This window comes from Pseudomonas sp. SWRI51 (assembly GCF_014268825.1).
GTDB lineage: Bacteria > Pseudomonadota > Gammaproteobacteria > Pseudomonadales > Pseudomonadaceae > Aquipseudomonas > Aquipseudomonas farsensis.
Map to the genome: position 1 here is coordinate 16925 of NZ_JABWRG010000022.1, position 25725 is coordinate 42649.

Consider the following 25725-nt stretch of genomic DNA (forward strand, 5'->3'; position numbering starts at 1 on the left):
GAGCGGGCTTGTCCCGCGTTGGGCTGCGCAGCAGCCCCTTGGGTTTTCAGGGCTGCTACACAGCCCAACGCGGGACAAGCCCGCTCGCCACAACTCCTGTCATTTCCCACAGGATTCAACGCAGCAGCGCGCTACAGGCTGTCCACCAACTGCAGGCTGTCACGCCCGCTGCGCTTGGAGGCATACAGCAGCACGTCGCCCTGTTCGATCAACGCAGCCAGGCTTGCCGGCGGGCGGTCGAACAGGTTGGCGCCAATACTCAAGGTCACAGGTTCCGGCGTAATACAGGTTTGCGCCGCCAACTGCTGGAATTGGCGGCGCAAGGTGGTTGCCAGCGCCTCGATCTGCACCCGCGAAGCACCGCCAAGCAAGATCACGAACTCATCACCCCCCAGCCGCGCAGCAATCGCCCGCTCCGGCAACAGGCTGCGAATCATCTCGCTCAAGGCAATCAGCAAGCGGTCCCCCGCAGGGTGGCCGTGATAGTCGTTGACCAGTTTGAAATGGTCGATATCGATCAGCAACAATGCCCCCGGGCTTACCGGGGTCACCGTGGCAAGCAGGCTGGGCGCCCGGACTTCAAGGGCGCGGCGGTTGTACAGCGCGGTCAGCGGGTCACGCGCTGCCAAACGCTCGATACGCTCCTCGCGGCGGTAACGCACAGTGCCGGTCATCGACAGCGCGATCAGCATGATCGCCATGGCCCCTTCGACCAGCGATATCTGGATGATCAGCCCGCGGAACGCCATCAAATCAATGAAGGTGCCAGGCACCAACGGTGGCAAGGTCTTGGCCAGGTAGAACGAACCGTGCAGCAGCAACACATAGCGCAACTGCACCGCCCCCACGCTCAGCGACTTGCCGTGCGGGCGCAACAGCACACTGGCATGCAGCGTCAACAGCGCCACCAGCAGCGAGTTCACCACCAGAAAGGTCTTCGACCACTGCGGCCAGTCCGGCAGCAGCAGCAACCCGCCCCATGCGGGTATCGCCAGGTACCAGGCCCTGGACAAGCGCGTCTCGGTAAACCTTGAAACGCCCAGCAGAAACAGCCAATGGGCGCACACCAACATGCCGTTGGCAAACCAGATACCGATGAACAAATAGCCGCTGCCACGCATCAGCGCCAGGCTTGAGCCGATGCTGATAGTGGCAAAACCTGCGCTCCAGCACAGCAGCGAAGGCTCGCGCACACTGCCCCACTCAACGGCCAGGTACAAAGCGGCAGCGGCCGCCAGGGCGATAGTGAGCGTGAGCATGGTGAAAGCGTCGAACGCCATGGAAAGAGCTGCCTGTAACGTTTGGTGCGGTGGGTGATTGTAAGCGCTGGGAGGGATTTTAGCTGCGCCGATGATATCTAAATGATGGCATCCCGTCGGGAGACTCATTCACTCGAGTGCGCGGGCGCGACAGCATACCGGGGAATGTGCGCAAAGCCAGTGCTGGCGCGCTGTGGGTGACAAATAAACCGCGACATGGCGCGCATCACGCGGTCAGGGCAGCATAGCCATCTGCTCTCGCATCAGCAGTACCAGTGCACCCTCCTCCAGTGGGTGGCTCAGCAGGAACCCCTGCACTTCATGGCACTGGTCGTCGCTTAGCAGCGCCAACTGCTCTGCTGTCTCCACACCTTCAGCGGTGACCGTCATGCCCATGGCGTTACCCAGGTTGATGATGGCCTGCACCACACTGCGGTCGCTGGCGCTGCGGCCCAGCGACTGGATGAAGCGCTTGTCGATCTTGATACTGTCGAACGGGTAAGTGCGCAGATAGCCAAGCGAGGAATAACCCGTGCCGAAGTCGTCCATGTTCAGCCGCACACCCAGTTCCTTGAGCGCATTCATGGTATGCAAGGCGCCCTCGACGTCGTTGAGCATGACCCCTTCGGTGATTTCCAGCTCCAGGCGGTGCGCCGGCAGCCCGCTGGCACGCAGGGCATCAGCCACATCACGGACCACATCGCTGCGGCTGAACTGCGCAGGCGACATGTTCACCGACACGGTCACCGCCAGCGGCCAGTGACGGGCGCTGGTGCAGGCATCAAGCAGCACCTGGTTGCCCAGCAGCACGATCAGGTCGGACTCCTCAGCCAAACCGATGAACTGGTCAGGCCGCATCAGGCCATACTGGGGGTGCTGCCAGCGCACCAGAGCCTCGACCGACGCCACCTGCACCCCATCGACGCTATAGCGGGGCTGAAAGTGCAGCACCAGTTCGCCACGGTCGATGCCCTCGCGCAGTTCGCGCTCAAGGGTACGTTTTTCCAGCACTGCCGCGTTGAGCTGCGCCGAGAAATAGCGCCAGGTGTGCTTGCCGGCCTGTTTGGCGCTGAGCAAGGCGACGTCTGCATAGCGAATCAGGTCACTGGCGGGGCCTGGGTAGTCGGACGCAAGGACCACGCCAACGCTGACGCCAATGCGCACTGTATGGCCCTCGACCAGCATGGGTTGCTCCAGCGCCTGTACCAGGCGGGCGCAAAAGCGGTCGACTTCAGGCTGCTTTCCTGGGCGGGCCAGTACCACGATGAACTCATCACCGCCAAGACGCGCGACCAGGTCGCAGTCGCGGGTGATGCGCCCCAGGCGGCCGGCCACTTCGATCAGCACCGCGTCGCCCGCTGGGTGACCGAGGCTGTCGTTGATCGGCTTGAAGTTGTCCAGGTCGAGCATCAGCAAAGCTTTGGCGTTTTCACTGCTTTCAAGGTAACGAAACAGTTTGTTGCGATTGGGCAGGCCGGTCAGGGCGTCGTGCAGCGACAAATGCTGGATCTGCGCATGGGCGGCCACTTCGTCGGTGATGTCACTGCTGGTGCCGCGATAGCCGTGGCAACGCCCGTCGCGCAGGATAGCCCGCGCCGAAAGGCGACAGATACGCTGCTGGCCTAGGTGGTCGTGGTATTGGCAACGCAGGCTACCGGTGGCAGCGGTGGCGGCAAGGCCCTGCAGCCAGTGCTCGATCTTGCCGGTGTCGCAATCGAGCAGCTCGGTAACCGGCTGGCCTAGCCAGGCCGTTACCTGCAGCCCGGTAAGCTCGCTGAACCGGTCGGACAAGTAGCTCAAGCGCAAATCGGCATCGGTTTCCCAGATCCAGTCCGAGGCAGCCTCGGCTACCGCCTTGAAACGCTCCTCGCTGATTTGCAGGGCGCTGCGCGACAATGCCAACTGCTGGTGGCTGCGGTCGATCTCGCCGCTGGTGCGCATGGCCTGGCGGGCGATGAGCGCGACGAACACCAGCATCAGCAGCACGCCGAGCACCAGCGGTGGCAGCACCGTGCGCAGCAACTGCGTCCCCGGCGCCTCGATATGCCAGGTGAGCACATGGCCGCTGCCTTCGAGCGCCAGCATGCCCTGCCCATCCCCAGTCGGCGGGCTGGCACTGGTGGCAAAGCCTGACAACCCCGCACTGCGCCCTAGCGATTCGAGCAAGCTGTCATCGAGCACCCGCACGAACACCAGCACCGCCCGCGAGCCGGGCAGATGATGCGGCTGCGAGGGCGCGCGGATTACCGCTGCGGTGAACAGCGACGGCTGGCCAGCAAACAGCATGTACCCAGAGCTGGCCTGGTCCTGCTGGCCAGCCTTGTGCGCCAGTTCGACAATGCGGCCGCTGTTGGCACTGTAGTGGGCAAGGGGTTGGTCGGTCAGTTGGCCATCGACCATCGCGTAATGGGTGCCCTCGTCCTCGAGCACGAACACGCCTTGATAGCCGTCATCGCTATAAAGGCTGGCGCCGATATTGTCCTCATCGTAGGCCCAGCGGGTATCGACGGTGCCGCTGAGGTGATCGTAGGCCGCTTGCCAGAAGGCATGGGTAAGGAGGAAGGTGCGCTCGTTCTTCTGCAACTGCGCCAAGGCGGATTCTGCATGGAAGCGGCTTTGCGCTGCTTCGCGCTCATCCAGCCCTTGGGCAATGCGTAGAAAGGCCAGCAAGCCGATCAACAAAGCCAGCCCCAGCAGGCCGACAAAGGCCAGGGTCAGCCTGCGTACGACCTGGTTACGACTTTTGCGGGGCGGTTCGTGGCCGCTGTAGGTCGCTGCGTCCATTCAGTCACCATGGAGTCCGAGGGTTCCATTCTGGTGGACAGGTGTGCGGGGGCAGGGTTCAAGCAGATACGGGCAGCACCCGCTCTGGCAAGAACCCAGCCCAATCGGAGTTGCTCAGTCTTCCAGCGGTTTGGGCGGCGCCGCAGGTTTGGTCGGTTTCGCAGGCTTGCTGTCCTTGGCCTTGGTCTTAGGTTCGGCCGGTGCTGCAGCCGCCGGCTCTGGCGTGGTGACTGCCTGCTCGCTGGCGGGCAGTGCGTCAACGGCCTTGAAGATCACCTGCGGGTCGAGCTTCTCGCCACTGTCGTCATCCTTAAGCACATGACGCTCGCCGTCCTTGCCCACCAGAATCACCTTGGTGCCCTTGCTTGCCCCAAGCTTCAGCTCGCGGATCAACGCCATGGTGGTTTGCTGCTCAAGGTTCTTGTCTTCGCGCTTGCCCATCATTTGCGCAACGCTATAAAGCACCAGCCCGCGCTCTTTGAAACCAGCCTCGGTGGCCGGGTCTTTGATCGCTGCCTCCAGGCCGCGCAGGGTCGGGTCGGCGCTGCTGGGCGCAATCACCACCAGCGGCCGTGCCTTGCCCTGCTCTTTGGCCAGGGGCGCATCGCTGTCGGCGGCAAGCAACGGGCCGGCGCAAGCGAACAGAGTGGCGAGTGTCAGTGACCTGACGAGCATGGGCATCTCCTTTTCATTTCTTAATACTACGGGCCTTGGCGAAAGGTCCGACACGCAAGCCCTACATTACCGAAAGCATAGTCCAACGCCATGTTTTAACAGGCCCGGCGATTTCTGTCGGAGGTCGCGCGGAGCACATGACGACGTTCAGGCCCGTTGCTCTGATTCGCCAATGCCCATCTGGTTCCTTGGCCCAGGGCAATTTGCCCACTGTCCTCAGAACAACGGCAACTGCTGATCGACCAAGGCGCTGAAGTCATCGCCCACAAACGGCAGGATGCCATCGGCCACCGGCTGCAACTGCCGGCTCAGGTAATGCTGGTGATCGATCGGCGACTGCAGGTTTTCCAGCGGTTCCGGGCCGCTGGTGGTGATCAGGTAGCTGATCCAGCCGCCGTTCTGGTACTGCCGCGGGCGGCCGAGGCGGGCGTTGTACTCGTCGGCTAGCCGCGCTGCACGTACATGCGGCGGAACGTTGCGCTGGTAGTCGGCGAGCGGGCGGCGCAGGCGCTTGCGGTACACCAGTAGCGCATCGTGTTCGCCGGCCAGCAGGCCGCGTACGGTATCGCACACATAATCGCGGTACGGCTGGTTGCGGAACACCCGGCCGTACAGTTCCTGCTGGAACTGCCGGGCCAGCGGCGACCAGTCGGTGCGCACTGACTCCAGGCCCTTGTAGACCATGTCCTCAGTGCCGTCTTCGCGCTGCACCAGCCCTGCGTAGCGCTTCTTGCTGCCCTCGTCGGTGCCACGAATGGTCGGCATCAGAAAACGCCGGTAATGGGTCTCGAACTGCAGCTCAAGCGCGCACGCAAGGCCCATGGTTTGTTGCAGATGGTGCGCCCACCACTGGTTGACCTCAGCCACCAGTTCCCGGCCAATGCGTGCAGCATCGGCTTCGGCGTGGGCGCCCTTGAGCCAGACGAAGGTGGAGTCGGTATCGCCGTAGATCACGTCGTAGCCACGCGCTTCGATCAGCAGACGGGTCTGGTGCATGATCTGGTGGCCGCGCATGGTGATCGAGGACGCCAGGCGCGGGTCGAAAAACCGGCAGCCGCTTGAACCGAGCACGCCATAGAAGGCATTCATGATGATTTTCAGCGCCTGCGACAGCGGCGCGTTGCCCGCCCGCTTGGCCGCCTCGCGCCCTTGCCATACGCGCTCGACAATGGCCGGCAGGCAATGATCGCTGCGCGAGAAACGGCCACCGCGAAAACCTTCAACCGAATGGGCATCGTCCGGCTGGCGCAGGCCCTGCACCAGGCCCACCGGGTCGATCAGAAAGGTGCGGATGATCGAGGGGTACAGGCTTTTGTAGTCCAGCACCAGCACCGAGTCGTACAGCCCTGGCCGTGAATCCATCACAAAGCCACCAGGGCTGGCTTCGTCCGGGCGGCTGCCCAGGTTGGGGGCGACAAAGCCCAGGCGGTGCATAGGCGGTATATAAAGATGGCAGAACGCCGCCACCGAACCGCCGCTGCGGTCTACCGGCAGGCCCGTGACGCTTGCGCGCTCCAGCAGGAACTCCAGCAGCCGGGTATGGGCGAAGATCCGCGTGACCAGCTCGCAGTCCTTGATGTTGTATCGCGCCAGTGCCGGTTTATCCTCAGCGAACTGGCGGTTGATTTCATCCATGCGCTGGTACGGGGTCGAGATAGCCTTGCCCTCCCCCAGCAACTGCCGCGCCACGCTCTCCAGGCTGAACGAGGGGAAGCTCCAGGTGGCCGAGCGCAGCGCCTCGATACCATCGATCAGCAGCCGCCCTGGCGCCTCAGCAAAAAAGTGCTTGCCGCTGCCGTGCTCGCGCAGGTGCAGCGGCGCGCCGCCACGGCCCAGGTAAAGCGGCACATTGAGGCGCTTGGCATGCTCGTGCAGCAGGCGCAGGTCAAACTGCACCAGGTTCCAGCCGATGATCGCGTCCGGGTCGTGCAGTGCCAGCCAGTGGTTCAGGCCCTCGATCAACCCTGTGCGGCTGGCACAGTAGTGCAGGTCGAAGTCCACTTCGGCGTCATCGCCGTTGGCCGGGCCAAGCATGTACACCGTGCGCTGGCCGCAGCCTTGCAGGCCGATGCTGTACAGCTCGCCGCGCTCGCTGGTTTCGATATCCAGGGACACCAGCCGCAGCGGCGGGCGGTAGTGTGGATCGGGCTTGAGCTGCGCGTCGCACAGCGTGCCCTGCTCGTCGCTGCGGCCACTGAACTGCACGGGCGCGGTGATGAAACGCTCCATCAGGTAGCGTTCCGGCGGGCGTATATCGGCCTCGAAAACCTCGACCCCGGCCGCCCGCAGGCGTTTTTCAATAGCGATCATCTGCCGGTGCTGCTGGCAGTAAAGGCCGAGCACCGGGCGCTGATCGAAATCGCGCAACTGCAGCGGGCGCAGTTCGACGCCCTGCTCGCCCGCCAGCAGTAAGCGGGCGTGCTCGGCCTGCACAGCCGGGATGAAGGCGACCGAGGTCTGCGCAGGCAAGCGCAGACGGCGCGGCCCCTGGTCGGTAGCCAGCCAGAATTCCACGCAGGTGCCTTCGGGGGTGTCGTGCCAATGGCGGGTCAGGACGAAGCCCTGTTGAAGCTGCACTGCGTGAACCTCTGAGAGGGAAAAGTGACCGGTTGCAGTGTACCTAAACCTCAGCAAGGCCCAAAGCGGCGGGTCAATACAGGTAGCTGATGGTTTTTTCCGGCAGCACCGGCACCTGCGCCAGCAGGTAGTCGCGCAGCTTGTGCATCTGCCGTGCCTTGGGGCTGGTCTTGAGCCAGCTCATGTAATAGCCGTCGCCAGTGGCCACCGCCTGGGGGAACGGCGTGACCAGGTTGCCCGCCGCAAGGTCGGCGCTGGCCAGAACCAGGTCCACCACCGAGATGCCCAGGCCCTGCTGAGCGGCGGATATGCCTTGGTCGAGGGTGTCGAAGACCTGGCCTTGGTCGATGCTGATGTGCGGCGCGCCGAGCCGGGCCAGCCACCGCCGCCAGTCGCGGCGGTCGGGCGAGGGGTGGAGAAACTCGCAGCCGTCCAACGCCGACATATCCGCCGCTGGCTGGGCAAGGTAGTTGGGGTGGCACACCGGGATCAGCCATTCATCGAACAGCTTCAAGCTTTCGACGTCCGCCTCGCAGCGGCCATCGCCCAACAGGATTGCGCAGTCGTAGGGCTCGGAATAGAAGTCCACGGCGTCGATGTCCATCCACACACTCGACAACTGCACCGGGTAGTTGTTTTCGACCTTCTTGAAGCCGTCCAGCGCGCGCAGCAGCCAGCGGACGGTGAGCGTCGACGGCGCCTTGATACGCAGGCCGTAGCGGTCCTGGCGCAGCAATGCGCAGGCGTTTTCGATGATCTTGAAGCCCACCTTGAGCTCTTGGGCCAGCAGGCTGCCGTGCTCGGTGAGGCGCAGTTTCGGGCCACGACGCTCGAACAGGTCGCAGCCAAACAGCGCCTCGAGGGTCTTGATGTGATGGCTGACCGCCCCCTGGGTCAGGGCCAGTTCCTGCGCCGCACGGGTAAATGAACCGTAGCGCGATGCGACTTCGAAGGCGCGCAGGGCATGCAGGGCCTGAATCCGTTCCGACATCAAAGTGCCTTCAAAGCATGAGCGAGACTAATAGTAGGTCATAGTTCCAGGCGTTTTACAACGCCGGGGGCACCGCTGAAAATGCCGTTAAACAATAACCACAGAGAGCCTAACCGTATGGATATGCCGGGAAATTCTCTTTTACAGCTGGTTTGAAACCCCAGGGGAAATCATGTTTACGGGTTATGGAAACTGCTATCGCCTGGATGCGCTAGAGCTTGCCGATGAACATGTCCAGAACCGTCACCACTGGACACACAAGACCATAGAACAATTCAAGGAAACCCTCGCCAACCCCGACTTCCCATGCCTGTTCGGGCGCAAGGCGGTAAAGGCGCGTACCTGCCATATCATTTTCGCCCGGGCCGAATGCCTGGCGGACGACATCGCCCGTGGCATGGCCGAGTACATCCGCACCATCGAACCTATCCCGCTCAAGCAACGGGTCGGCAACCCCCTGCTGGTGTTTCTCGAAACCGCCCCCAATACCTCGCTACAGGCGCAGCAAGCCTTGGCCTGGGAGGTGCTGGGCGAGGTGCATGCCCGCGACCCGCAACCCTGGCCTGCCGACATCCCGCAGGACCCCCACCACCACCAGTGGGCCTTCTGCTTTGCCGGCATGCCGCTGTTCATCAACATGAACTTCCCCGGCCACCAGCAGATGAAAAGCCGCAACCTGGGCAAGCACATTGCCTGGGTGGTCAACCCACGGGAAAGCTTCGACGAGGTGGCCAGCGCCGAAACCGCAAGTGGCCAGCGCATCCGCGAGCGCATTCGCGACCGCGTACGGCACTACAACGACGGCGTCATGCCCGACTCGCTAGGCTTCTTCGGCCAGCACGACAACTATGAATGGAAGCAGTACCAACTGCAGGAACCCGGCTCTTTGAACCCGGCCCGGTGCCCCTTCCACGCCCCTGCGGCACCCGACTCACTGATAGAGAACTGAACGTGAATACCGCCCTCACCGCCACCTACGCCCTCACCGTCCTGCTGCTGATCGCAACGCCGGGGCCGGTTGTCGCATTGATCGTCAACACCGCCGCGGCTTCTGGCTCGCGCAAGGCGGTGTTCACCGCCATCGGCACCAACTGGGCCTCACTGGTACTGATTGGCGCTGCGGCCTGGATCATCATGACCAGCGCGGCCATCGACAAGTCCTGGCTCAACGGCATGAGCCTGCTGGGCTGCCTGTTCATCGGCTACATCGCCGTCAGTACCCTGCGTGAAGCACTGCAGGCGCCGGCCCCGACGCAGGTCGAGCAGCCAGCCCAGCAAGCACCGCGCGGGGGCTTGCTGCAGGGGTTCATGGTGGGTATTTCCAACCCCAAGGACATCATCTTCTTTATCTCGTTCTTCCCGCAGTTCATCCAGATCACCGAGTCGTTCGGCAAGAGCATGGTGGTGCTGTCGTTGCTGTGGGTCGCCATCGATTTCGCCGTGCTGAGCCTGTACATCTTCGCCATCGGGCGCATCGCCTCGCAGCGCAGTAGCCGCATCATCAGCCTGGCTTCAGGGGTTGCACTGCTGCTGATCGCACTAGTCGGGCTGGCCTACAACCTGCGCGAACTGGCTGCCTGAAGCCTGAGCAACGACAATAACAAGGAGCGCCGATGAGCCCCCGTAACACCTCCCAGCCCGGCATCAAGGGTGAGGCGCTCCCCTTGCCGCTCGACTACCAGCGGTTTCTGCAACTGGGCAGCCGTCGCGCGCCGCAGACGCTGTACGTGCACGAGCGCGGCTACCGCTCCGCTACCATCAATACCGATGCGCTGGGCATGCGCTATAGCTACCTGGCCGGCAAGCGTTATTCGCTGGCCGAACGAGGCGGCGCGGCGCGGGTCAACCTGCTGGTGGGCGGGTCCAGTGCGATGGGCATCGGCGCGAGTTCCGACGAGCACACCGTGGCCTCGTACCTGTCGGCACTGACCGGCGAAGTGTGGTTGACCCTGGCCGGTTGTGGGCTCAGCGCTACCCAGGAATTGCTGCTGTACCTGACCCACCAGCACCGCCTGGGCCAGGTGGGCCATGTGGTAGTGCTGAGCGGCCTCAACACTGTCGCCCAGGAGACCCTTGGCGAGCTGCTGGCCGCAAGCCCAGACCCGCACAAGGCGCACGCCTATCAGGCGCTGCTCAACCGCTTCAACGAAGGCGTACAGCACAGCGAACAACCGCGCCGCGAATCGCTATGGCAACGCCTGACCCACGCGTTTTCGGCGCCCCAGCCCGAGCCGTGGTCAGCGCTGGATGCCTTGGCGCCTGCCGACAAACGTCTGGCCCGGGCTGCCGACTGCATTGGCCGCACGCTATGCCAGTGGGAGCGGCTGCTAGCCAACAGCCATACCACCTTCACCTTCATTCTGCAGCCATTGCTGCCTTGGTGCCGGGAACAGGTGCCTGCCGGGGAACAGCGCATGCTGCAAGGGCTTGAACAGCAGCCGAGCAATTTCGACCGGCTACTGGGCAGCACCTTTGACCGCCAGTTGCACCCGGCTTTTTTCCGGCGCATCAAAGGCCATGCCGAGCCCGTCCCCTGCTACGACATGAACGGCATGCTCAGCAGCTCACTGGTATTTGGCGAGCATCTGTTCGTCGACCGCCTGCACTTCAACGACCGGGGCAACAATGCGCTGGCCAAGGTGATCACCGCAAAACTTGGCCTGGCCCAGGACAAGCAGGCGCTGCGCAATGTCGCGCCCATCAAGCAGCTTTAACAGGCGGTCGTCAGATAGGTCAGGCATGGGGTTTCGGCAAACCGTGCAGGCTGGCTAGAATAGGCCGTCGTCGCCCCTGACTCGCCAGAGACATACGCGTACCCACCATGACTTGCCTAGCTGTCCACATTCGCTCGCGCATTCTTCCTGCCGCAGCCCTGCCGCTGCTGCTGACAGCCTTCGCCGCGCAGGCACTGGAAGTGAGCATCGACCCTCACGCCGACCTGCTGTACCGCCAGGCCCTGCCGCTGCTGGAGCAGGCCGACGAAGTGGTAGGCATAGACACCCCAAGCCCCATCCGTGCAGTGGCTACCGACCCCGAGCTGAGCCGCCAGGGCCAGGCTATGGCGCGCACCTTGCCCACGGCGGTGGCGTTGCTGGAAAAGTCGGTGGCGCTGGGCCACCCGGTTGCGCAGTACCGCCTGGCGCTGTACTACACCACCTACCTGCCCGCCACGCAGATCGCCGATGCGGCCTGCCCGCTGCTGCAAGCCAGCCTCAAGCAGGGCTTCGCACCGCCCGCCCTGGCGATTGCCCGCTGGTGCCAGCCGTACAACGCCAGCCCCGCTTACCGCGAGGCGCTGGAGGCAGTGCCGGGCATGGCCACGCTGTATGCGCCCTACTACCCGCAACCTGCCGCACGCCTGGCGTGCAACCGTGCAAGCCCGCAAGGGCTGCAAATGCAGTGGGGGCGCCAGCGCGATTATCAGGCCGAGGTGTACCGCCTGCTGGGCGATCTTGACCCACAACACCGCCAGGCACTGTTGCAGAAGGCCGTGGACATCAACGGCTGTGTGGCCGCAGCGCAGCGCCTGACCAGCAGCCGCTGAGCAAGATCGTTCAAGCCAACAACCCCTGCCCTCTGCCATGCTGGCCTGCCTGGTCGATACGTTGCACTGCCCATGCCTAGCCCGCCCATTGCCCGCCAAGCCTTTGTCCACGGCGCCATTGCCAGCTTGCCATTGTCACTGGCGGTAGCCCCATGGGGGCTGCTGGCAGGCTCCATGGCCATCGAGGCCAACCTCAGCCCGCTGCAAGGCCAGGGCCTGTCTGCCATCGTCTTTGCAGGGGCTGCACAACTGGTGGCGATCGGCATGCTCAAAGGTGGCGCCAACCTGTTCTCGATCCTCCTGACCACTTTGCTGCTGACCTCGCAACACCTGCTCTACGGCCTGTCGATGCGCCCAGTGCTGTCGGGGCTGCCCGCGCGCTGGCGGCTGGGGCTGGGCTTTCTGCTCACCGACGAATTCTTTGCCCTCACCAGCCAGCATGACCAGCAACAGTTCAACCGCTTGTATGCCTTGGGCGTCGGCCTGACGTTCTATGTGGCGTGGAACCTGTTTACCCTGGCCGGTATCGTGCTCGGCCAGAACATCCCGCATCTGGACCGCCTTGGCCTGGACTTTTCCATCGTCGCCACCTTCGTGGCGCTGATCGCCCCGCTGGTGCGCAACGTACCCACCGTGGTGTGCGTCGCGGTGTCACTGTTCTGCTCGGTGCTGTTCAGCCATTGGCAGTGGGAAACCGCGCTGGTTGCCGCGGGCCTGCTCGGCATGGCCGCCGGGTTCATCTGCCTTAAATGCTGGGGAGGCCGCGCATGATCTGGCTGTTGATAGTCGCCATGGGCGCGGTGGTATTTCTCAATCGCTACGCCTTTCTCGAGCCGCGCCTGCCCCTGCGGTTGAGCTCCAACGCCCGGCAGTTTCTCGGTTTTGCCGTGCCTGGCATGCTCACGGCGATTTGCGGGCCGATCATCTTCATGCCGGGCCATCAATTGACCCTCAGCCTGCTCAACCCGTATTTGCTGGGCTCGTTGGTAGCCATCGCGCTGGTGCTGTTGACCCGCAGCGTGCTGCTGAGCATGCTGGCAAGCATGTTGATCTTCTTTCTTTTGCGCAGCTGGCTGGCATGACCACGCCCCTGCGTGAACAGGCTCACTTATGGCAGGCAGCCGCGCTCGGCGATGTCGAGCTGTTGCATGCGCGCTACGTGCAGCAACGCTTCGCCCCGCATGTGCATGATGGCTACGTGTTCACCGTGATCGAGGCCGGCGCCCAGCGTTTCTGGCACCGTGGCAGCGAACACTTGGCGCCGGTCGGCAGCATGGTGCTGATCAACCCCGATGAGCTGCATACCGGCGCTACCGCCCACGAGAGCGGCTGGCGCTACCGCGGCTTCTATCCTGAAACCGACCGGGTCAGCAGCGTACTCGATGAACTGCAGATCGGTGGCCGTGGGTTGCCGTTGTTCAAGGACAGCGTTATCCACGACCCCGCACTGGCGGCGGCCTTCAGCCAGCTCAACCAGGGGTGCGAGGCCGGCGCCAGCGCCCTTGAGCAGCAAACTACCTGGCGCCATGCCGTGCTGGCGCTGGTGCAGCGCCATGGCCATTGCCGCGAGCCGGCGGCGCCTGGCAATGAGCCGCTGGCGGTCAGACGCGCTCGCGACTTACTCGAAAGCCAATTGGCCGACCCGCCATCACTGGAAGCGCTGGCAGCGGCGGTAAACCTCTCGCCGTTTCACTTTGCCCGCGTGTTTCGCCAGGCCACCGGTTTACCGCCCCATGCCTGGCTCAAACAGCGCCGGCTGAGCCGCGCCCGCGAGCTGCTACGCAGCGGGCTGTCGGCCCTGGAGGTTGCACTGAGGCTTGGTTTTGCCGACCAGAGCCATTTGAGCCGGCAGTTCAAGCAAGCCTACGGCGTAACCCCAGGCGCCTTTCGCCAGGCCTGTCAGCCGCGCTGAAGCGTGTCTCAGGCAGCCTTGGCCCTGGCTGCTACACTCAGATGGCTGAACGGAGGATGCCATCATGTCCGAGCGAGAAATCACCCACCTGCTGTCGCTGATGAATCAACGCCAGGCCTGCCTGAGCAGCGCTTGCAAGGAAATCGCCGACTGGATCGACCGCCAGGGCGACATGCCCGTTGCCGGCAAGATCCGCGAGAGCCTCAAGGCCCTTGAGGCGGACGAGGCAAGAGTCCGCAGGACCCTGACGTCGCTGACCGTTGACCGGCCGTTACCGCGTTTTCGCTGAGCTGCCTGTGCCTTGTCCAGCGAGCGTCGGCTAGCGCTCCAGCACTACGCGCCATTGCGCTACCGGCGTCAGCACCGACGGCCGGGCAAAGTGGAAACCCTGCAGCCATGTGGCGCCGCTCGCCAGAGCGCGCTCATGGTCCTGCTCATCTTCAACCCCTTCGACTACCACCTGCGCGGCTAACCCTTGGCACAGCCGCAGCAGATGATGGAACACCTGGGCATCGGGCCCCGCTTCTCGGGCCCGGTGCAAATAACCACGGTCGACCTTGAGCACATCCGGGCGCGCCTGGCGCACGAACGCAAGGCTCGCAAAGCCTGCACCAAAATCATCGATGGCCAGCTGGCAGCCCAGCGCCTGTACCTGGGCAATGAATGCCAGCGTGCGCTGCGGGTCCGCAGGCGTTGCGCTTTCGGTGATTTCCAGCACCAGCCGCGCGGCTACCTCTGGGCGCTGGCGCAAGCGTGCCCAGAGCGGGTGCCAGGCCGTGCTGTCATAGGCACTTTGCGCCGACAGGTTGCACCCCAGGCGCAGTTCGGGGTGCTCCTCAAGCGCGCTGATGACGCAGGCCATCACGCTGCGGTCGAGCAGGCCCATGGCGTGCTTGCGTTCAAGCGCCATGATCGGGTTGAAGCCCAGTTCCGGGCCGTCGTGGCGCAACAGGCTTTCGTGGTAGAGCACTCGGGCCGGATCACGCGCGTCAACCACGGGCTGAAAAGCCAGCAGAAAGTGGCCCAGGGCAAGGTCCTGGTAGACAAGGCGGGCACGGTGCAGGTCATCCCGCTCTTGTGCAGGGTCTGCATCCAGTGGATGATTCATCGGTCTGTTCGCTCCATCGCTTGGCCGGCATCCTGCTGGCGATCACCTCCTCATGGAGGCGCGCATGGTCCCACCCGACCGACACGCCGAACAGTGTCCTCCGGCTCCCTTTGGTTGTCCCCTGACCCGGACGACTGACCCTCTGCCCCCGGCCGGCGTCAGACCCGGCACAGCAAGTTACCGCCCTTCGCGCTTCAGGACAGCTTCATGCATACCGTTTCTCGCAGTTACTTCACCACCCTGGCCCAGGCGTTGATCCGTGCTGGCGCCGACATCGACCCACACGACCCGATCCTGGCTGAAAGCGGCCGGCATATTCGCCTGGTCAAGGTCTACGAATGGCTGGAAGAGGTCGTCCGGCGCACAGGCGATGCCGACATCGGCCTGCGCGTGCTTGCCCATGCACACTCGGCAATGCTCGGCCAGCTTGGCTATGCGGTAATGTCCTGCGCGACCTTGGGCGATGCCCTGCAGCGGTTGGTGTGCTTTCATCCGCTGACCACCAACGGCTCGATCCTGCGCCTGGAGCAACACCCAGGTGAAGTGCGTTTGATTGGCTTCGAGGTCGGCCCGCCTGCGCCGCGGGTGTTCATCGATGCGGGCGCCGCGATGACCCTGGGCCTTCTGCAGTGGCTGACGCCGGGGCACACGGTTACGCCGCTGGAAGTGGAACTGGCCTACCCGGAACCTGCCGATACACGCGTGTTACGCAGCCTGTTCGGTGAACGGCTAGTGTTCGGCCGGCCTTACAACAGCCTGCGCTTGCCCGAAGAGGTGTGCCGGCTGGCGCTGCCGACGGCTTCGCCGGAACTGGACCGGTTGCATGGCGAGTACGCAGCCGCGCGGCTTGAAGAGCGGATCGAAGGCTCTACCACCTCGCGGGTGCGCCGCGCGCTCACCGAGCAACTGACCATGGGGCAGCCTACTGCACTCGAGAGCCTGTCCGCGCATCTACGCCTGAGCCGGCGCAGCCTGCAAAACGCCTTGGAGCGCGACGGCGTGAGTTTTACCGCACTGCTGGATGAAGCCCGCCTGACCCAGGCCCATAGCTTGCTGCGCGATTCGGTGCGCAGCGTCAAATACATTGGCGCCAGCTTGGGTTTTCGCGACCCCAGCAGTTTTCACAAGGCCTGCCTGCGCTGGTTCGGCATGCCGCCTGGGGAATACCGCAAGTTGCGCGGGTGAGTCGCCTGGCACCGGCTTCGCCGGTGATCGCGGCACAAGGCCGCGCCTACAGACACCGCGCACCGCCCGCCCACATTCCTGTGGGAGATCCCATGGTTTTGTGCAAGTCCGCACTGGCCTCATCGCAGGCTGTCGCCAGCTCCCACAGGGTCTGGGTCAACCCACATATCGAGACTGGACAAATTGATTGTGGGAGCTGGCGGCAGCCTGCGATGAGGCCGGAACGAGCCTTCACTCAACCAAGCAGCTTATGCGTAGCTCAATGGGGGAAGGCCTGCCCGCCAATTAGTGCTGATGCGCGTGATCGTGCCCGGCACCCGCAGTCAGGGCGCGGACTTCAGCCTCGACCTGCACGGTTTCCTTGGCGCCCTTGGCGTCTTCGATGGTCAGAGTCAGCGGCACATGGTCGCCCTCCTTCACCTGTTGCCCAAGGCCAATAAGCATGACGTGGTAGCCATTCGGGTCGAGGGTCACCGGCTTGCCGGCCGGCAGGTCCACCGACTTGACCTCACGCATGCCCATCACATCGCCCTTCATGGTCATTTCATGCACCTGCACGGTCTTGGCAACCGGCGAAGCGACGCTCACCAGCTTGCTGTCGCTGCTGGCGGTCAGGGTCATGAAGGCGCCGGTGGCCTGCTGCTGCGGCACGCTGGCACGCACCCAAGCGTCGCTGACGGTGGTCTGGGCCAGGGCCGGCAATGCCAGGCCGCACAGGGCCACGGCAGCCAGGGCGCGTTTGATCGGTTGCATCGACATTCAGCAGATCTCCATCAGGGTAAGCAGGTCCTCGGTACATTCCTTGGCGTTCAGGGAATGGCCCAGGCTCAGGCGCAGCGTGCCACGGGTATCGTAGACGTAGCTGGTGGACGAGTGCGAGATGGTATAGGTGTCGCCAGCCGGAACCTTCTCGTAAAACACCTTGAACTCGCGGGCGACCGCGTCGATTTCCTCGGGGGTGCCGGTGAGCGCGGTGAACGACGGGTCAAACGCCTTGACGTAGGCATCGAGCACTTCAGGGGTATCGCGCTCCGGGTCCAGGGTAATGAACACCACTTGGAACAGCTCGCGGTCACGGCCCTTGAGCATGTTGCGGATCTGCACCGCGCGCGCCAATGCAGTCGGGCAGACCGCCGGGCACTGGGTGAAGCCGAAGAAGATCATCGGCATGCTGCCGTAGAAGCTCGACAGGCTGCGTTCATTGCCCTGAGTGTCCTTGAGCTTGAACTTGCGCCCAAGGATCTCATTGCTCATGTTCTTGCCGTACTTGAAGTCAAGGCCACGGGCCGGGTTGCAACCGGCCAGCAGGCCGAGCCCCAGAACGCCCATCCCGGCCACAACGGCGCGCCGGGTCAACAGATCAGTCATGGAACCATCCTTTACAGGGAAGGTGCCGACCCTTGGCGTGGGCCGGCCAGAAAACCGGCGCATTCTGGCATGACACCCCTGCATCATCTACCCAACTGAAGCAGCACCGGCCTGCAGCCCTTTGAATACGGGGCGCGACCTGTTGTCGCAGGCGTTGAATCCGTAACAGTTTGTTGCTATGGATCAATGCGCAGTGCAAAAAGCATCGCGGGGCAAGCCCGCTCCCACGCAGGCCTATGCCTAGGGAGAGAGCTGCCCCGCGATAATTGGAGCGCCTTAGTAGTAGGCGTTTTCTTTCTGGCTGTGGTCGGTCACGTCACGGACACCCTTGAGCTCCGGGATGCGTTCGAGCAAGGTGCGCTCAATGCCGTCCTTCAGGGTTACGTCAGCCTGGCCGCAACCTTGGCAGCCGCCGCCGAACTGCAGCACGGCAATGCCGTCCTCGACTACGTCGACCAGGCTCACGGCGCCGCCGTGGCTGGCAAGACCGGGGTTGATCTCGGTCTGCAGGTAGTAGTTGATACGCTCGTTGACCGGGCTGTCTTCGTTGACCATCGGCACCTTCGCATTGGGTGCCTTGATGGTCAGCTGGCCGCCCATGCGGTCGGTTGCGTAGTCGACCAGCGCGTCCTCCAGAAACGGCACGCTGACCGCATCCAGGTAGGCGGTGAAGCTCTTCAGGCCGACCGGCTGGTCGTCGGGCTTCTCTTCACCGGGCTTGCAGTAGGCGATGCAGGTCTCGGCGTACTGGGTGCCCGGCTGGGTAATGAAAACGCGGATGCCAATGCCAGGCGTGTTCTGCTTGGAAAGCAGATCGGCCAGGTAGTCATGGGCGGCGTCGGTAATGGTTATAGCGCTCATGTAAGTTCCTCACAGACTTGCCGGCAGTGTACGCCAACCTGTGCCCCGAACAAAGTCCTAGCATTTGACTCGGGATAGCGCCAAGGCAGGCGCCCTGCCCTCTGCCGGCGCCATCCAGGCCTTGAGCCGCCAATACAGGCCGCGTTCCAGCCAGTGGTAGCTGAGCCACGACATTAGTCCGATTGACGGCACGCAGATGGCGAACACCAGATACGGGTTCAGGTGCAGGCGCTCGCTGGCGAACAGCCCGGCGTACAGTACCAGCACGTGAATCAGGTACACCGAGTACGAACAATCGCCCAACGACTTGAGCAGGCGGTTGCCCTTGAAGTACGGTTCAAGGGCGATGAACGCCAGCACCACCAGCGCGCTGGGCAGGCCCCAGTGCAACAGGCGCTGCGTGGCGTCGAGGTGGTACAGGGCAAAGCCGGCCAGGCCCAGCAGCCCGAGCGGCAGCCACAACCCCTCGCGGATCAACCCCCGGCGATACAGCACACCCAGGCCAATGCCGAGCAAGAACTCATAGACGATGTCGTTGTTGTAGAAGCGGCTGAGCACGCCAAGCCGGCCAAGCACTTCGCTGACTAGCAGCAGTGCTGCGGTAACCATAAGCAAGTGATGGCGCTGGCGCACCATGAATGCCAGGCCAAACAGCAAGTAGAAAAACATCTCGAAATTCAGCGTCCAGCCAACGTTCAGGGTTGGATACAGGCCATAGCCACCTGGGTTTTCTGCCGGGATGAACAACAGCGACAGCAGCAAGTGCTGCCATTCGAACACTTGGTGCGGCATCCAGCGGCTGGCGATCAGCATCAGCACGGCCATCAGCAAGGTATAGAACCAATAGGCGGGGACGATTCGCAGTGCGCGGTTGAGCAAGAACTCGCCCGGCGCGATGTCCTTGTCACGGGTCGAAAGGTAAATCACCAGCCCGCTGATCACGAAGAAAATATCCACCCCCACCGCGCCACGGTCGGCGAGCAGTTGGCCAATCGGCCCGGTGGCGTGGAAGTCGAAGAAGATTTGCATGAAGTGGTGGCAGACCACCACCCAGGCGGCGAATGCCCGGAGAGCCTGAAGCGAATACAGCATGCCGGTTCCTGCGGTTTTCGGTGCATTTCAGACCCTGGCAGGCTCACCCGCCAAGGCCCCATTCACCGTGTCCGACCGCAGGTGGCCGGCAAAGATCCGCCGGCCCGATCAGAGGTTCTCGTAGCGGTTCATGTCCAGCACCCCGGCCTCGCGCGGGTCAGTTTCCAGGAGGAAGCTGTTCAAATCATGGAAATAGCGCCAGAACTCGGGGTGGCTGCGGCGTATGCCCCAGCGCGTGACGATGCGTTCGAAGCTTGCCTTGTCATCGCGTGCCGCTTCCAGGCTTTCGACAAACTCGGCCACCTCGCCTGCCGGCACGTTGAACATGAAGTTGGGGTAGCTGCTGAGCACGCCGGGGTACAGCGTCAGGGTGTCCAGTCCCGGCTGGTAGCGGTAGGCCTCGCCCAGCAGGAACGCCACATTGCTGTGGGCACGGTTGCGCAACAGGCTATAGACCTGGCGCTGACCGTCCTTGCCCTCGATGCGCAGCATGCTTGCCTCAGGCAACTGCCCGATCACCTTCAGGCCCGCCGCCGGGCGTGACACCAGGCGGCTCAAAGACTGCTCGGCATCGCGGAACTCTTCGCTCATCTGCGGCCGTGAACAGTACGCGCCCTGGCAGCGGTTGATGGGGTCGGGCGCGGCATTCAGGCTGGCGGTGCGCTGCAGCAATTGCAGGCCGAAGTCACGCTTAGGGTCGTGCTTGTCCAGTTTCAGCCCACTCGGGGTATCGGTGTCGATGTCCTCGTAGTCCATCCACATCTTCACCTTGCCGCTGTTCTGGTACCAATCGCTGAGAATATGCCCGCGCTGGCTGGCCGGCATCAGGCGCAGGAAGTTGACCTCTGCGCCGTTGCGGATCAAGTCGAAGTACAAGCGCGTCTGCAACTGGTGGGAAACATTGCCGTACACGTCGAAATTCACCGCCAACTGATAATAGGTGCGTTCAAGCAGCGGGTAGTCGAACAACCAGATGGTCAGCGGCACGTCACCGATCAGGCCCTTGTTCACCGAAGCGCTGTCGAAGTGGCGGAAAATGCTCAACAGCGCATTGTCATTGCCCGCCCACAGGGTCGACCAGCTCGGCGGCGGCAATTCGGCATAGGCGTCGCGGCGCAGGCTTTCATACTGGTTGCGCTTGTCGCGGTAGGCGTGCCAAAGGCTCAACACGCTGCCCACATCGTCGATCTGCCCCGGCATGGCCAACAGTGGCGTTGCCTCGCCGCGGTAGGCGGCATCGGTGATATAGCGGTCGTGGGCCGGCTCCTGGAACAGCGCCCAGAAGTTGTCGCGAATCACATCGGTGGCAATCTGCCCACGGCACACCGGGCCACGAATGAACGTGCGCACGAAGTACTCGGCGTTGTCCAGCATGAACTGGTAACGGGCCACCGCCGGGATGGCCTCGAAGGTTTCAAACGGGTTGGCGCGGTGGCGCGGGCCGTAGCCGGGCAGCGCGCTGGCATGCCAGTCGCCGCTGTAGAACAGCTGCTTGACCCGCTTGAGCTTCTGCGGGCCCATCGGGTAGCTGATGTGGGTCTTGTGCACGATCACACCCTGTACCGGCACCAGGCGGTAGTAGAAGTCGGTGCCGGGCGGGTCGTTGGGGCGGCGGGTGGCGACCAGGTCGACGGGCTGGCCACTGGGCGTACGCGAGCGCACCCACTGGAAGTAGTGGCCCGGCTCGCCGCCGACAAAATAGATATGCGCCAGGAACAGGTGCTCGTACAGCCAGCGCGCCACCAAGGCCTCGGTGGAGCCCGGGCGGTTCAACAGCTCTTCCCATTCGCCAATCTGCTGCATCTCGCCGGCATTGGGCTGGATCGCAACTTTTTCGACCGGTGCGCCGGCTGCCAGCCAGCGCTGCAAAGTGCGGTATTGCTGGTCAGTCAGCCCGGTGACGGCAAGCGGCATGCCCTCTTTGGGATGTGCGCCGGCATAGGCATCGAACTCATGGGGCAACGGGCACATGTTGTTGCGGTTGAGCCCCAGCACGATTTCCTCGGGGAGCTTGGCATTGGGCACCAGGGGCGTCGAATGGCCAAGTTCGAGCATGCGCGCCATCAGCGCGGCCTGGCTGCCCTGCTGGTCGAGCACCGAATAAAATCCGTCCTTGCGCCAGCCAGCCACGTCACGGGCGTCATAGAACAGCCGCGTGGTGGCCACCGCAGCGGTGCGATCGCCCTGGTACACCGGCACCTTGGAGGCGCCACGCTCGGCACCTTCGGCACTGCCCAGGTTGAGCTGACAGGCCGCATCGTTACAGGCGTGGCAGGCCACGCACTTCTCGGTGAAGATCGGCTGGATATCCCGGGTATACGAAATCGTCGGGCTGGAGAGGGGGGCCTGCGCAAGCACCTGTGCACTGAGCAGCAGTGCGCAGGCGCTGGCAAGTAAACGGAGCAGCATGTGCCGAATGTCCTGGTTCTTGAAGCATCACGATATGCCGAATCGGGCGTTGGGTGCGTCAGCCGCGCCAACATGAAGGAAATTCATGCAAAGTGGCAGCAGCCCTAAAATCCATGCAGCTTTGTTATTATCCGCACCTTCTGATATTCGCCCGACCAGGTAGTCCTATGTCCGACCGCAGCGCTCGTTACCAAGCACTCCAGAACGCACTCAAAGAGCGCATCCTGATTCTCGACGGCGGCATGGGCACTATGATCCAGAGTTACCGCCTCGAGGAAGGCGACTATCGTGGCACGCGCTTCGCTGATTGGCCAACCGATGTTAAGGGCAACAACGACCTGCTGCTGCTCAGCCGCCCGGATATCATCGCCGCCATCGAAAAAGCCTACCTGGACGCCGGCGCCGATATTCTTGAAACCAACACCTTCAACGCCACGCAGATTTCCCAGGCCGACTACGGCATGCAAGGGCTGGCGTACGAGCTGAACGTCGAAGGCGCGCGCATTGCCCGCCAGGTGGCGGACGCCAAGACCCTCGAAACCCCGGACCGCCCGCGCTTCGTCGCCGGCGTACTCGGCCCGACCAGCCGCACCTGCTCGATCTCCCCCGACGTCAACGACCCAGGCTATCGCAACGTCACCTTTGATGAGCTGGTGGTCAACTACATCGAGGCCACTCGCGGCCTGATCGAAGGCGGCGCCGACCTGATCCTGATCGAAACCATCTTCGACACCCTCAATGCCAAGGCGGCCATCTTTGCCGTGCAGCAGGTGTTCGAAGAAGACCAGGTCGAACTGCCGATCATGATTTCCGGCACCATCACCGACGCCTCCGGCCGCACCCTGTCGGGGCAGACCACCGAGGCGTTCTGGAACTCGGTGCGCCATGCCAAGCCGATTTCCATCGGCCTGAACTGCGCCCTGGGCGCCAAAGACCTGCGCCCGTACCTCGAAGAGCTCTCAGGCAAAGCCGACACCTTTGTTTCGGCGCACCCCAACGCAGGCCTGCCCAACGCCTTCGGTGAATACGACGAAACCCCGGCAGAAATGGCTGCGGTGGTCGAAGAGTTCGCCGCCAGCGGTTTTCTGAACATTATCGGCGGCTGCTGCGGCACCACGCCTGGGCATATCCAGGCCATCGCCGAAGCCGTTGCCAAATACCCGCCACGGGTCATTCCCGAGATCCCCAAGGCCTGCCGCCTGTCGGGCCTGGAGCCGTTCACCATCGACCGCCAGTCGTTGTTCGTCAACGTCGGTGAGCGTACCAACATCACAGGTTCCGCCCGCTTCGCCCGGCTGATCCGTGAAGAGAACTACACCGAGGCCCTGGAAGTGGCGCTGCAACAGGTCGAGGCCGGCGCCCAGGTGATCGACATCAACATGGACGAAGGGATGCTCGACTCCCAGGCGGCCATGGTGCGCTTCCTCAACATGATCGCCGGCGAGCCCGATATCTCGCGGGTGCCGATCATGATCGACTCCTCCAAGTGGGAGGTCATCGAAGCAGGCCTCAAGTGCATCCAGGGCAAGGGCATCGTCAACTCGATTTCCATGAAGGAAGGCGTCGAGCAGTTCAAGCACCACGCTCGCCTGTGCAAGCGCTATGGCGCAGCCGTTGTGGTCATGGCATTCGATGAAGTCGGCCAGGCCGATACCGCCGCGCGCAAAAAGGAAATCTGCAAGCGCAGCTACGACATCCTGGTCAACGAAGTGGGCTTTCCGCCCGAAGACATCATCTTCGACCCGAACATCTTCGCAGTTGCCACCGGCATCGAAGAGCACAACAACTACGCCGTCGATTTCATCGAGGCCTGCGCCTACATCCGCGACCACCTGCCCTACGCGCTGAGCTCCGGTGGCGTGTCCAACGTGTCGTTCTCGTTCCGTGGCAACAACCCGGTGCGCGAGGCGATCCACTCGGTGTTCCTGTTCCACGCCATCCGCAATGGCTTGACCATGGGTATCGTCAACGCCGGCCAGCTCGAGATTTACGACGAGATCCCGGCCGACCTGCGCAACAAGGTCGAGGACGTGGTGCTCAACCGCACCCCCGAGGGCACCGATGCGCTGCTGGCGATCGCCGAAGACTACCGCGGCGGCGGCGCCGTCAAGGAAGTCGAGAACGAGGCCTGGCGCTCGCTGCCGGTAGGCAAACGCCTGGAGCACGCGCTGGTCAAGGGCATCACCGCGTTCATCGTCGAGGACACCGAAGAGTGCCGCCAGCAATGCGCGCGCCCTATCGAGGTCATCGAAGGGCCGCTGATGAGCGGCATGAACGTGGTCGGCGACCTGTTCGGCGCCGGCAAGATGTTCCTGCCCCAGGTGGTCAAGTCGGCGCGGGTGATGAAACAGGCCGTGGCCCACTTGATCCCGTTCATCGAGCTTGAAAAAGGCGATAAGCCCGAGGCCAAGGGCAAGATCCTCATGGCGACAGTCAAGGGTGACGTGCACGACATTGGCAAGAACATCGTTGGCGTGGTGCTGGGCTGTAACGGCTATGACATCGTCGACCTGGGCGTCATGGTGCCGGCCGAGAAGATCCTGCAGACCGCCCGCGAGCAGAAATGCGACATCATCGGGTTGTCGGGCCTGATTACCCCGTCGCTGGACGAAATGGTGCATGTCGCCCGCGAAATGCAGCGCCAGGGCTTCGAGCTGCCGCTGATGATCGGCGGCGCCACCACCTCCAAGGCCCATACGGCGGTGAAGATCGAGCCCAAGTACAGCAATGACGCGGTGATCTACGTGACCGACGCTTCCCGTGCGGTGGGCGTGGCGACCCAGTTGCTGTCCAAGGAGCTCAAGCCGGCATTTGTCGAGAAGACCCGCGCCGAGTACGTCGAGGTGCGCGAGCGCACCGCCAACCGCAGCGCCCGCACCGAGCGCCTGAGCTACGCCCAGGCCATCGCCGCCAAGCCTGGCTACGACTGGGCCAGCTACCAGGCGGCCAAGCCTTCGTTCACGGGCGTGAAGGTGTTGGACAACATCGACCTGCGCGAGCTTGCCGAGTACATCGACTGGACGCCGTTCTTCATCTCCTGGGACTTGGCCGGCAAGTTCCCGCGCATCCTCACTGACGAGGTGGTGGGTGAAGCGGCAACGGCGCTGTACCAGGACGCCCGCGAAATGCTCGACAAGCTGATCAACGAGAAGCTGATCAGCGCCCGTGCGGTGTTCGGTTTCTGGCCCGCCAACCAGGTCAACCACGACGATATCGAGGTTTACGGCGACAACGGTGAAGCACTGGCAACCCTGCACCACCTGCGCCAGCAGACCATCAAGCCTGACGGCAAGCCGAACTGGTCGCTGGCCGACTTCGTGGCGCCCAAGGACAGCGGCGTGACCGACTATGTGGGCGGGTTCATCACCACCGCCGGCATCGGCGCCGAGGAAGTGGCCAAGGCTTACCAGGACAAAGGCGACGACTACAGCTCGATCATGGTCAAGGCCTTGGCCGACCGCCTTGCCGAGGCCTGCGCCGAGTGGCTGCACGAGCGCGTGCGCAAGGACTACTGGGGCTATGCCCGCGACGAGCACCTGGACAACGAGGCGCTGATCAAGGAGCAGTACCGTGGTATCCGCCCTGCCCCAGGCTACCCGGCGTGCCCGGACCATACCGAAAAAGAAACGCTGTTCCGCCTGCTGGACGGCAGCGCGATTGGCGAAACCGGCCCAAGCGGCGTGTTCCTGACCGAGCACTTCGCGATGTTCCCGGCCGCAGCGGTGAGCGGCTGGTACTTTGCCCACCCGCAAGCGCAGTACTTTGCCGTGGGCAAGGTGGACAAAGACCAGATCGAGCAATACAGCGCACGCAAAGGGCAGGACCTGAGTGTCAGCGAACGTTGGCTGGCGCCTAACCTGGGTTACGACAACTGACGTTCCCACGGCGCTCAGTGCAAGCGGAGCAGCACCTCGCGGTCGCCGTGGGAAGTTCTATGGTTTTGTACAACCCTGTTTTCGC

General features: G+C 63.4%; 21 protein-coding genes. 10 read left to right on the forward strand and 11 right to left on the reverse strand.

The features are described 5' to 3' along the window. Nucleotides 1-131 precede the first annotated feature (131 nt). From HU720_RS09810 to HU720_RS09830, 5 genes are all read right to left on the reverse strand, one after another. Nucleotides 132-1280: a GGDEF domain-containing protein gene (locus HU720_RS09810; RefSeq protein WP_186519563.1), complete on the reverse strand. Its 1149-nt coding sequence runs from the start codon at nt 1278-1280 to the stop codon at nt 132-134. A gap of 213 nt (nt 1281-1493) precedes the next feature. After that, a complete protein-coding gene (locus tag HU720_RS09815; protein ID WP_186519565.1) occupies nt 1494-4043 on the reverse strand; it encodes an EAL domain-containing protein in 2550 nt (849 codons plus the stop codon). 114 nt (nt 4044-4157) lie between these two features. Next, complete coding sequence (locus tag HU720_RS09820; RefSeq protein WP_186519567.1) at nt 4158-4718, reverse strand: DUF4174 domain-containing protein; 561 nt, start codon at nt 4716-4718, stop codon at nt 4158-4160. Between the two features lie 216 nt (nt 4719-4934). Next, nucleotides 4935-7295: a DNA polymerase II gene (locus HU720_RS09825; protein WP_186519569.1), complete on the reverse strand. Its 2361-nt coding sequence runs from the start codon at nt 7293-7295 to the stop codon at nt 4935-4937. A gap of 73 nt (nt 7296-7368) precedes the next feature. Further along, nucleotides 7369-8286: a LysR substrate-binding domain-containing protein gene (locus HU720_RS09830; protein WP_186519571.1), complete on the reverse strand. Its 918-nt coding sequence runs from the start codon at nt 8284-8286 to the stop codon at nt 7369-7371. Nucleotides 8287-8458: 172 nt separating this feature from the next. Here HU720_RS09830 and HU720_RS09835 point away from each other — a divergent pair, with 172 nt between their 5' ends. The 8 genes from HU720_RS09835 to HU720_RS09870 all read left to right on the forward strand — a co-directional run bounded on the left by HU720_RS09835 (nt 8459) and on the right by HU720_RS09870 (nt 14031). Continuing rightward, a complete protein-coding gene (locus HU720_RS09835) occupies nt 8459-9235 on the forward strand; it encodes a YqcI/YcgG family protein (RefSeq protein WP_186519573.1) in 777 nt (258 codons plus the stop codon). A 2-nt stretch (nt 9236-9237) separates the two neighbouring features. Further along, a complete protein-coding gene (locus HU720_RS09840; protein ID WP_186519575.1) occupies nt 9238-9867 on the forward strand; it encodes a LysE family transporter in 630 nt (209 codons plus the stop codon). Nucleotides 9868-9899: 32 nt separating this feature from the next. Then, on the forward strand, nt 9900-11000 hold the full coding sequence (locus HU720_RS09845) for a hypothetical protein (RefSeq protein ID WP_186519577.1): 1101 nt from the start codon (nt 9900-9902) through the stop codon (nt 10998-11000). A gap of 107 nt (nt 11001-11107) precedes the next feature. Next, the gene (locus HU720_RS09850; protein ID WP_225917125.1) at nt 11108-11830 is read left to right on the forward strand and encodes a sel1 repeat family protein; all 723 of its coding nucleotides are present in this window, start codon (nt 11108-11110) and stop codon (nt 11828-11830) included. Between the two features lie 72 nt (nt 11831-11902). Then, on the forward strand, nt 11903-12601 hold the full coding sequence (locus tag HU720_RS09855) for an AzlC family ABC transporter permease (RefSeq protein WP_186519579.1): 699 nt from the start codon (nt 11903-11905) through the stop codon (nt 12599-12601). Beyond that, nucleotides 12598-12912 carry an AzlD domain-containing protein gene (locus HU720_RS09860; RefSeq protein ID WP_186519581.1) on the forward strand — a complete coding sequence of 105 codons (315 nt, stop codon included), beginning with the start codon at nt 12598-12600 and terminating at the stop codon, nt 12910-12912. The genes HU720_RS09855 and HU720_RS09860 overlap by 4 nt, the downstream gene beginning before the upstream one ends. After that, nucleotides 12909-13742 carry an AraC family transcriptional regulator gene (locus HU720_RS09865; protein ID WP_186519583.1) on the forward strand — a complete coding sequence of 278 codons (834 nt, stop codon included), beginning with the start codon at nt 12909-12911 and terminating at the stop codon, nt 13740-13742. Before HU720_RS09860 ends, HU720_RS09865 begins: the two co-directional genes overlap by 4 nt. Nucleotides 13743-13806: 64 nt before the next feature. Further along, on the forward strand, nt 13807-14031 hold the full coding sequence (locus HU720_RS09870; protein WP_186519585.1) for a hypothetical protein: 225 nt from the start codon (nt 13807-13809) through the stop codon (nt 14029-14031). Nucleotides 14032-14061: 30 nt separating this feature from the next. Here the strand turns inward: HU720_RS09870 and HU720_RS09875 are convergent, their stop codons facing one another. After that, nucleotides 14062-14850 carry an EAL domain-containing protein gene (locus HU720_RS09875; RefSeq protein ID WP_225917124.1) on the reverse strand — a complete coding sequence of 263 codons (789 nt, stop codon included), beginning with the start codon at nt 14848-14850 and terminating at the stop codon, nt 14062-14064. Nucleotides 14851-15057: 207 nt separating this feature from the next. On the opposite strand from HU720_RS09875, the gene HU720_RS09880 reads away from it, so the two are divergent. Further along, on the forward strand, nt 15058-16035 hold the full coding sequence (locus HU720_RS09880; protein WP_186519587.1) for an AraC family transcriptional regulator: 978 nt from the start codon (nt 15058-15060) through the stop codon (nt 16033-16035). Between the two features lie 285 nt (nt 16036-16320). Here the strand turns inward: HU720_RS09880 and HU720_RS09885 are convergent, their stop codons facing one another. The 5 genes from HU720_RS09885 to HU720_RS09905 form a co-directional block, all read right to left on the reverse strand. Next, on the reverse strand, nt 16321-16794 hold the full coding sequence (locus HU720_RS09885) for a copper chaperone PCu(A)C (RefSeq protein ID WP_186519589.1): 474 nt from the start codon (nt 16792-16794) through the stop codon (nt 16321-16323). Then, nucleotides 16795-17403: an SCO family protein gene (locus HU720_RS09890; RefSeq protein ID WP_186519591.1), complete on the reverse strand. Its 609-nt coding sequence runs from the start codon at nt 17401-17403 to the stop codon at nt 16795-16797. Nucleotides 17404-17679: 276 nt separating this feature from the next. Then, on the reverse strand, nt 17680-18264 hold the full coding sequence (nfuA, locus tag HU720_RS09895; protein ID WP_186519593.1) for a Fe-S biogenesis protein NfuA: 585 nt from the start codon (nt 18262-18264) through the stop codon (nt 17680-17682). Between the two features lie 57 nt (nt 18265-18321). Next, nucleotides 18322-19356 carry an acyltransferase gene (locus tag HU720_RS09900; protein ID WP_186519595.1) on the reverse strand — a complete coding sequence of 345 codons (1035 nt, stop codon included), beginning with the start codon at nt 19354-19356 and terminating at the stop codon, nt 18322-18324. 108 nt (nt 19357-19464) lie between these two features. Continuing rightward, the gene (locus HU720_RS09905) at nt 19465-21765 is read right to left on the reverse strand and encodes a fatty acid cis/trans isomerase (protein WP_186519598.1); all 2301 of its coding nucleotides are present in this window, start codon (nt 21763-21765) and stop codon (nt 19465-19467) included. A gap of 167 nt (nt 21766-21932) precedes the next feature. Here HU720_RS09905 and metH point away from each other — a divergent pair, with 167 nt between their 5' ends. Next, nucleotides 21933-25640 (forward strand): methionine synthase, encoded by a 3708-nt coding sequence (metH, locus tag HU720_RS09910; protein ID WP_186519600.1) that lies wholly within the window; start codon nt 21933-21935, stop codon nt 25638-25640. Nucleotides 25641-25725 lie beyond the last annotated feature (85 nt).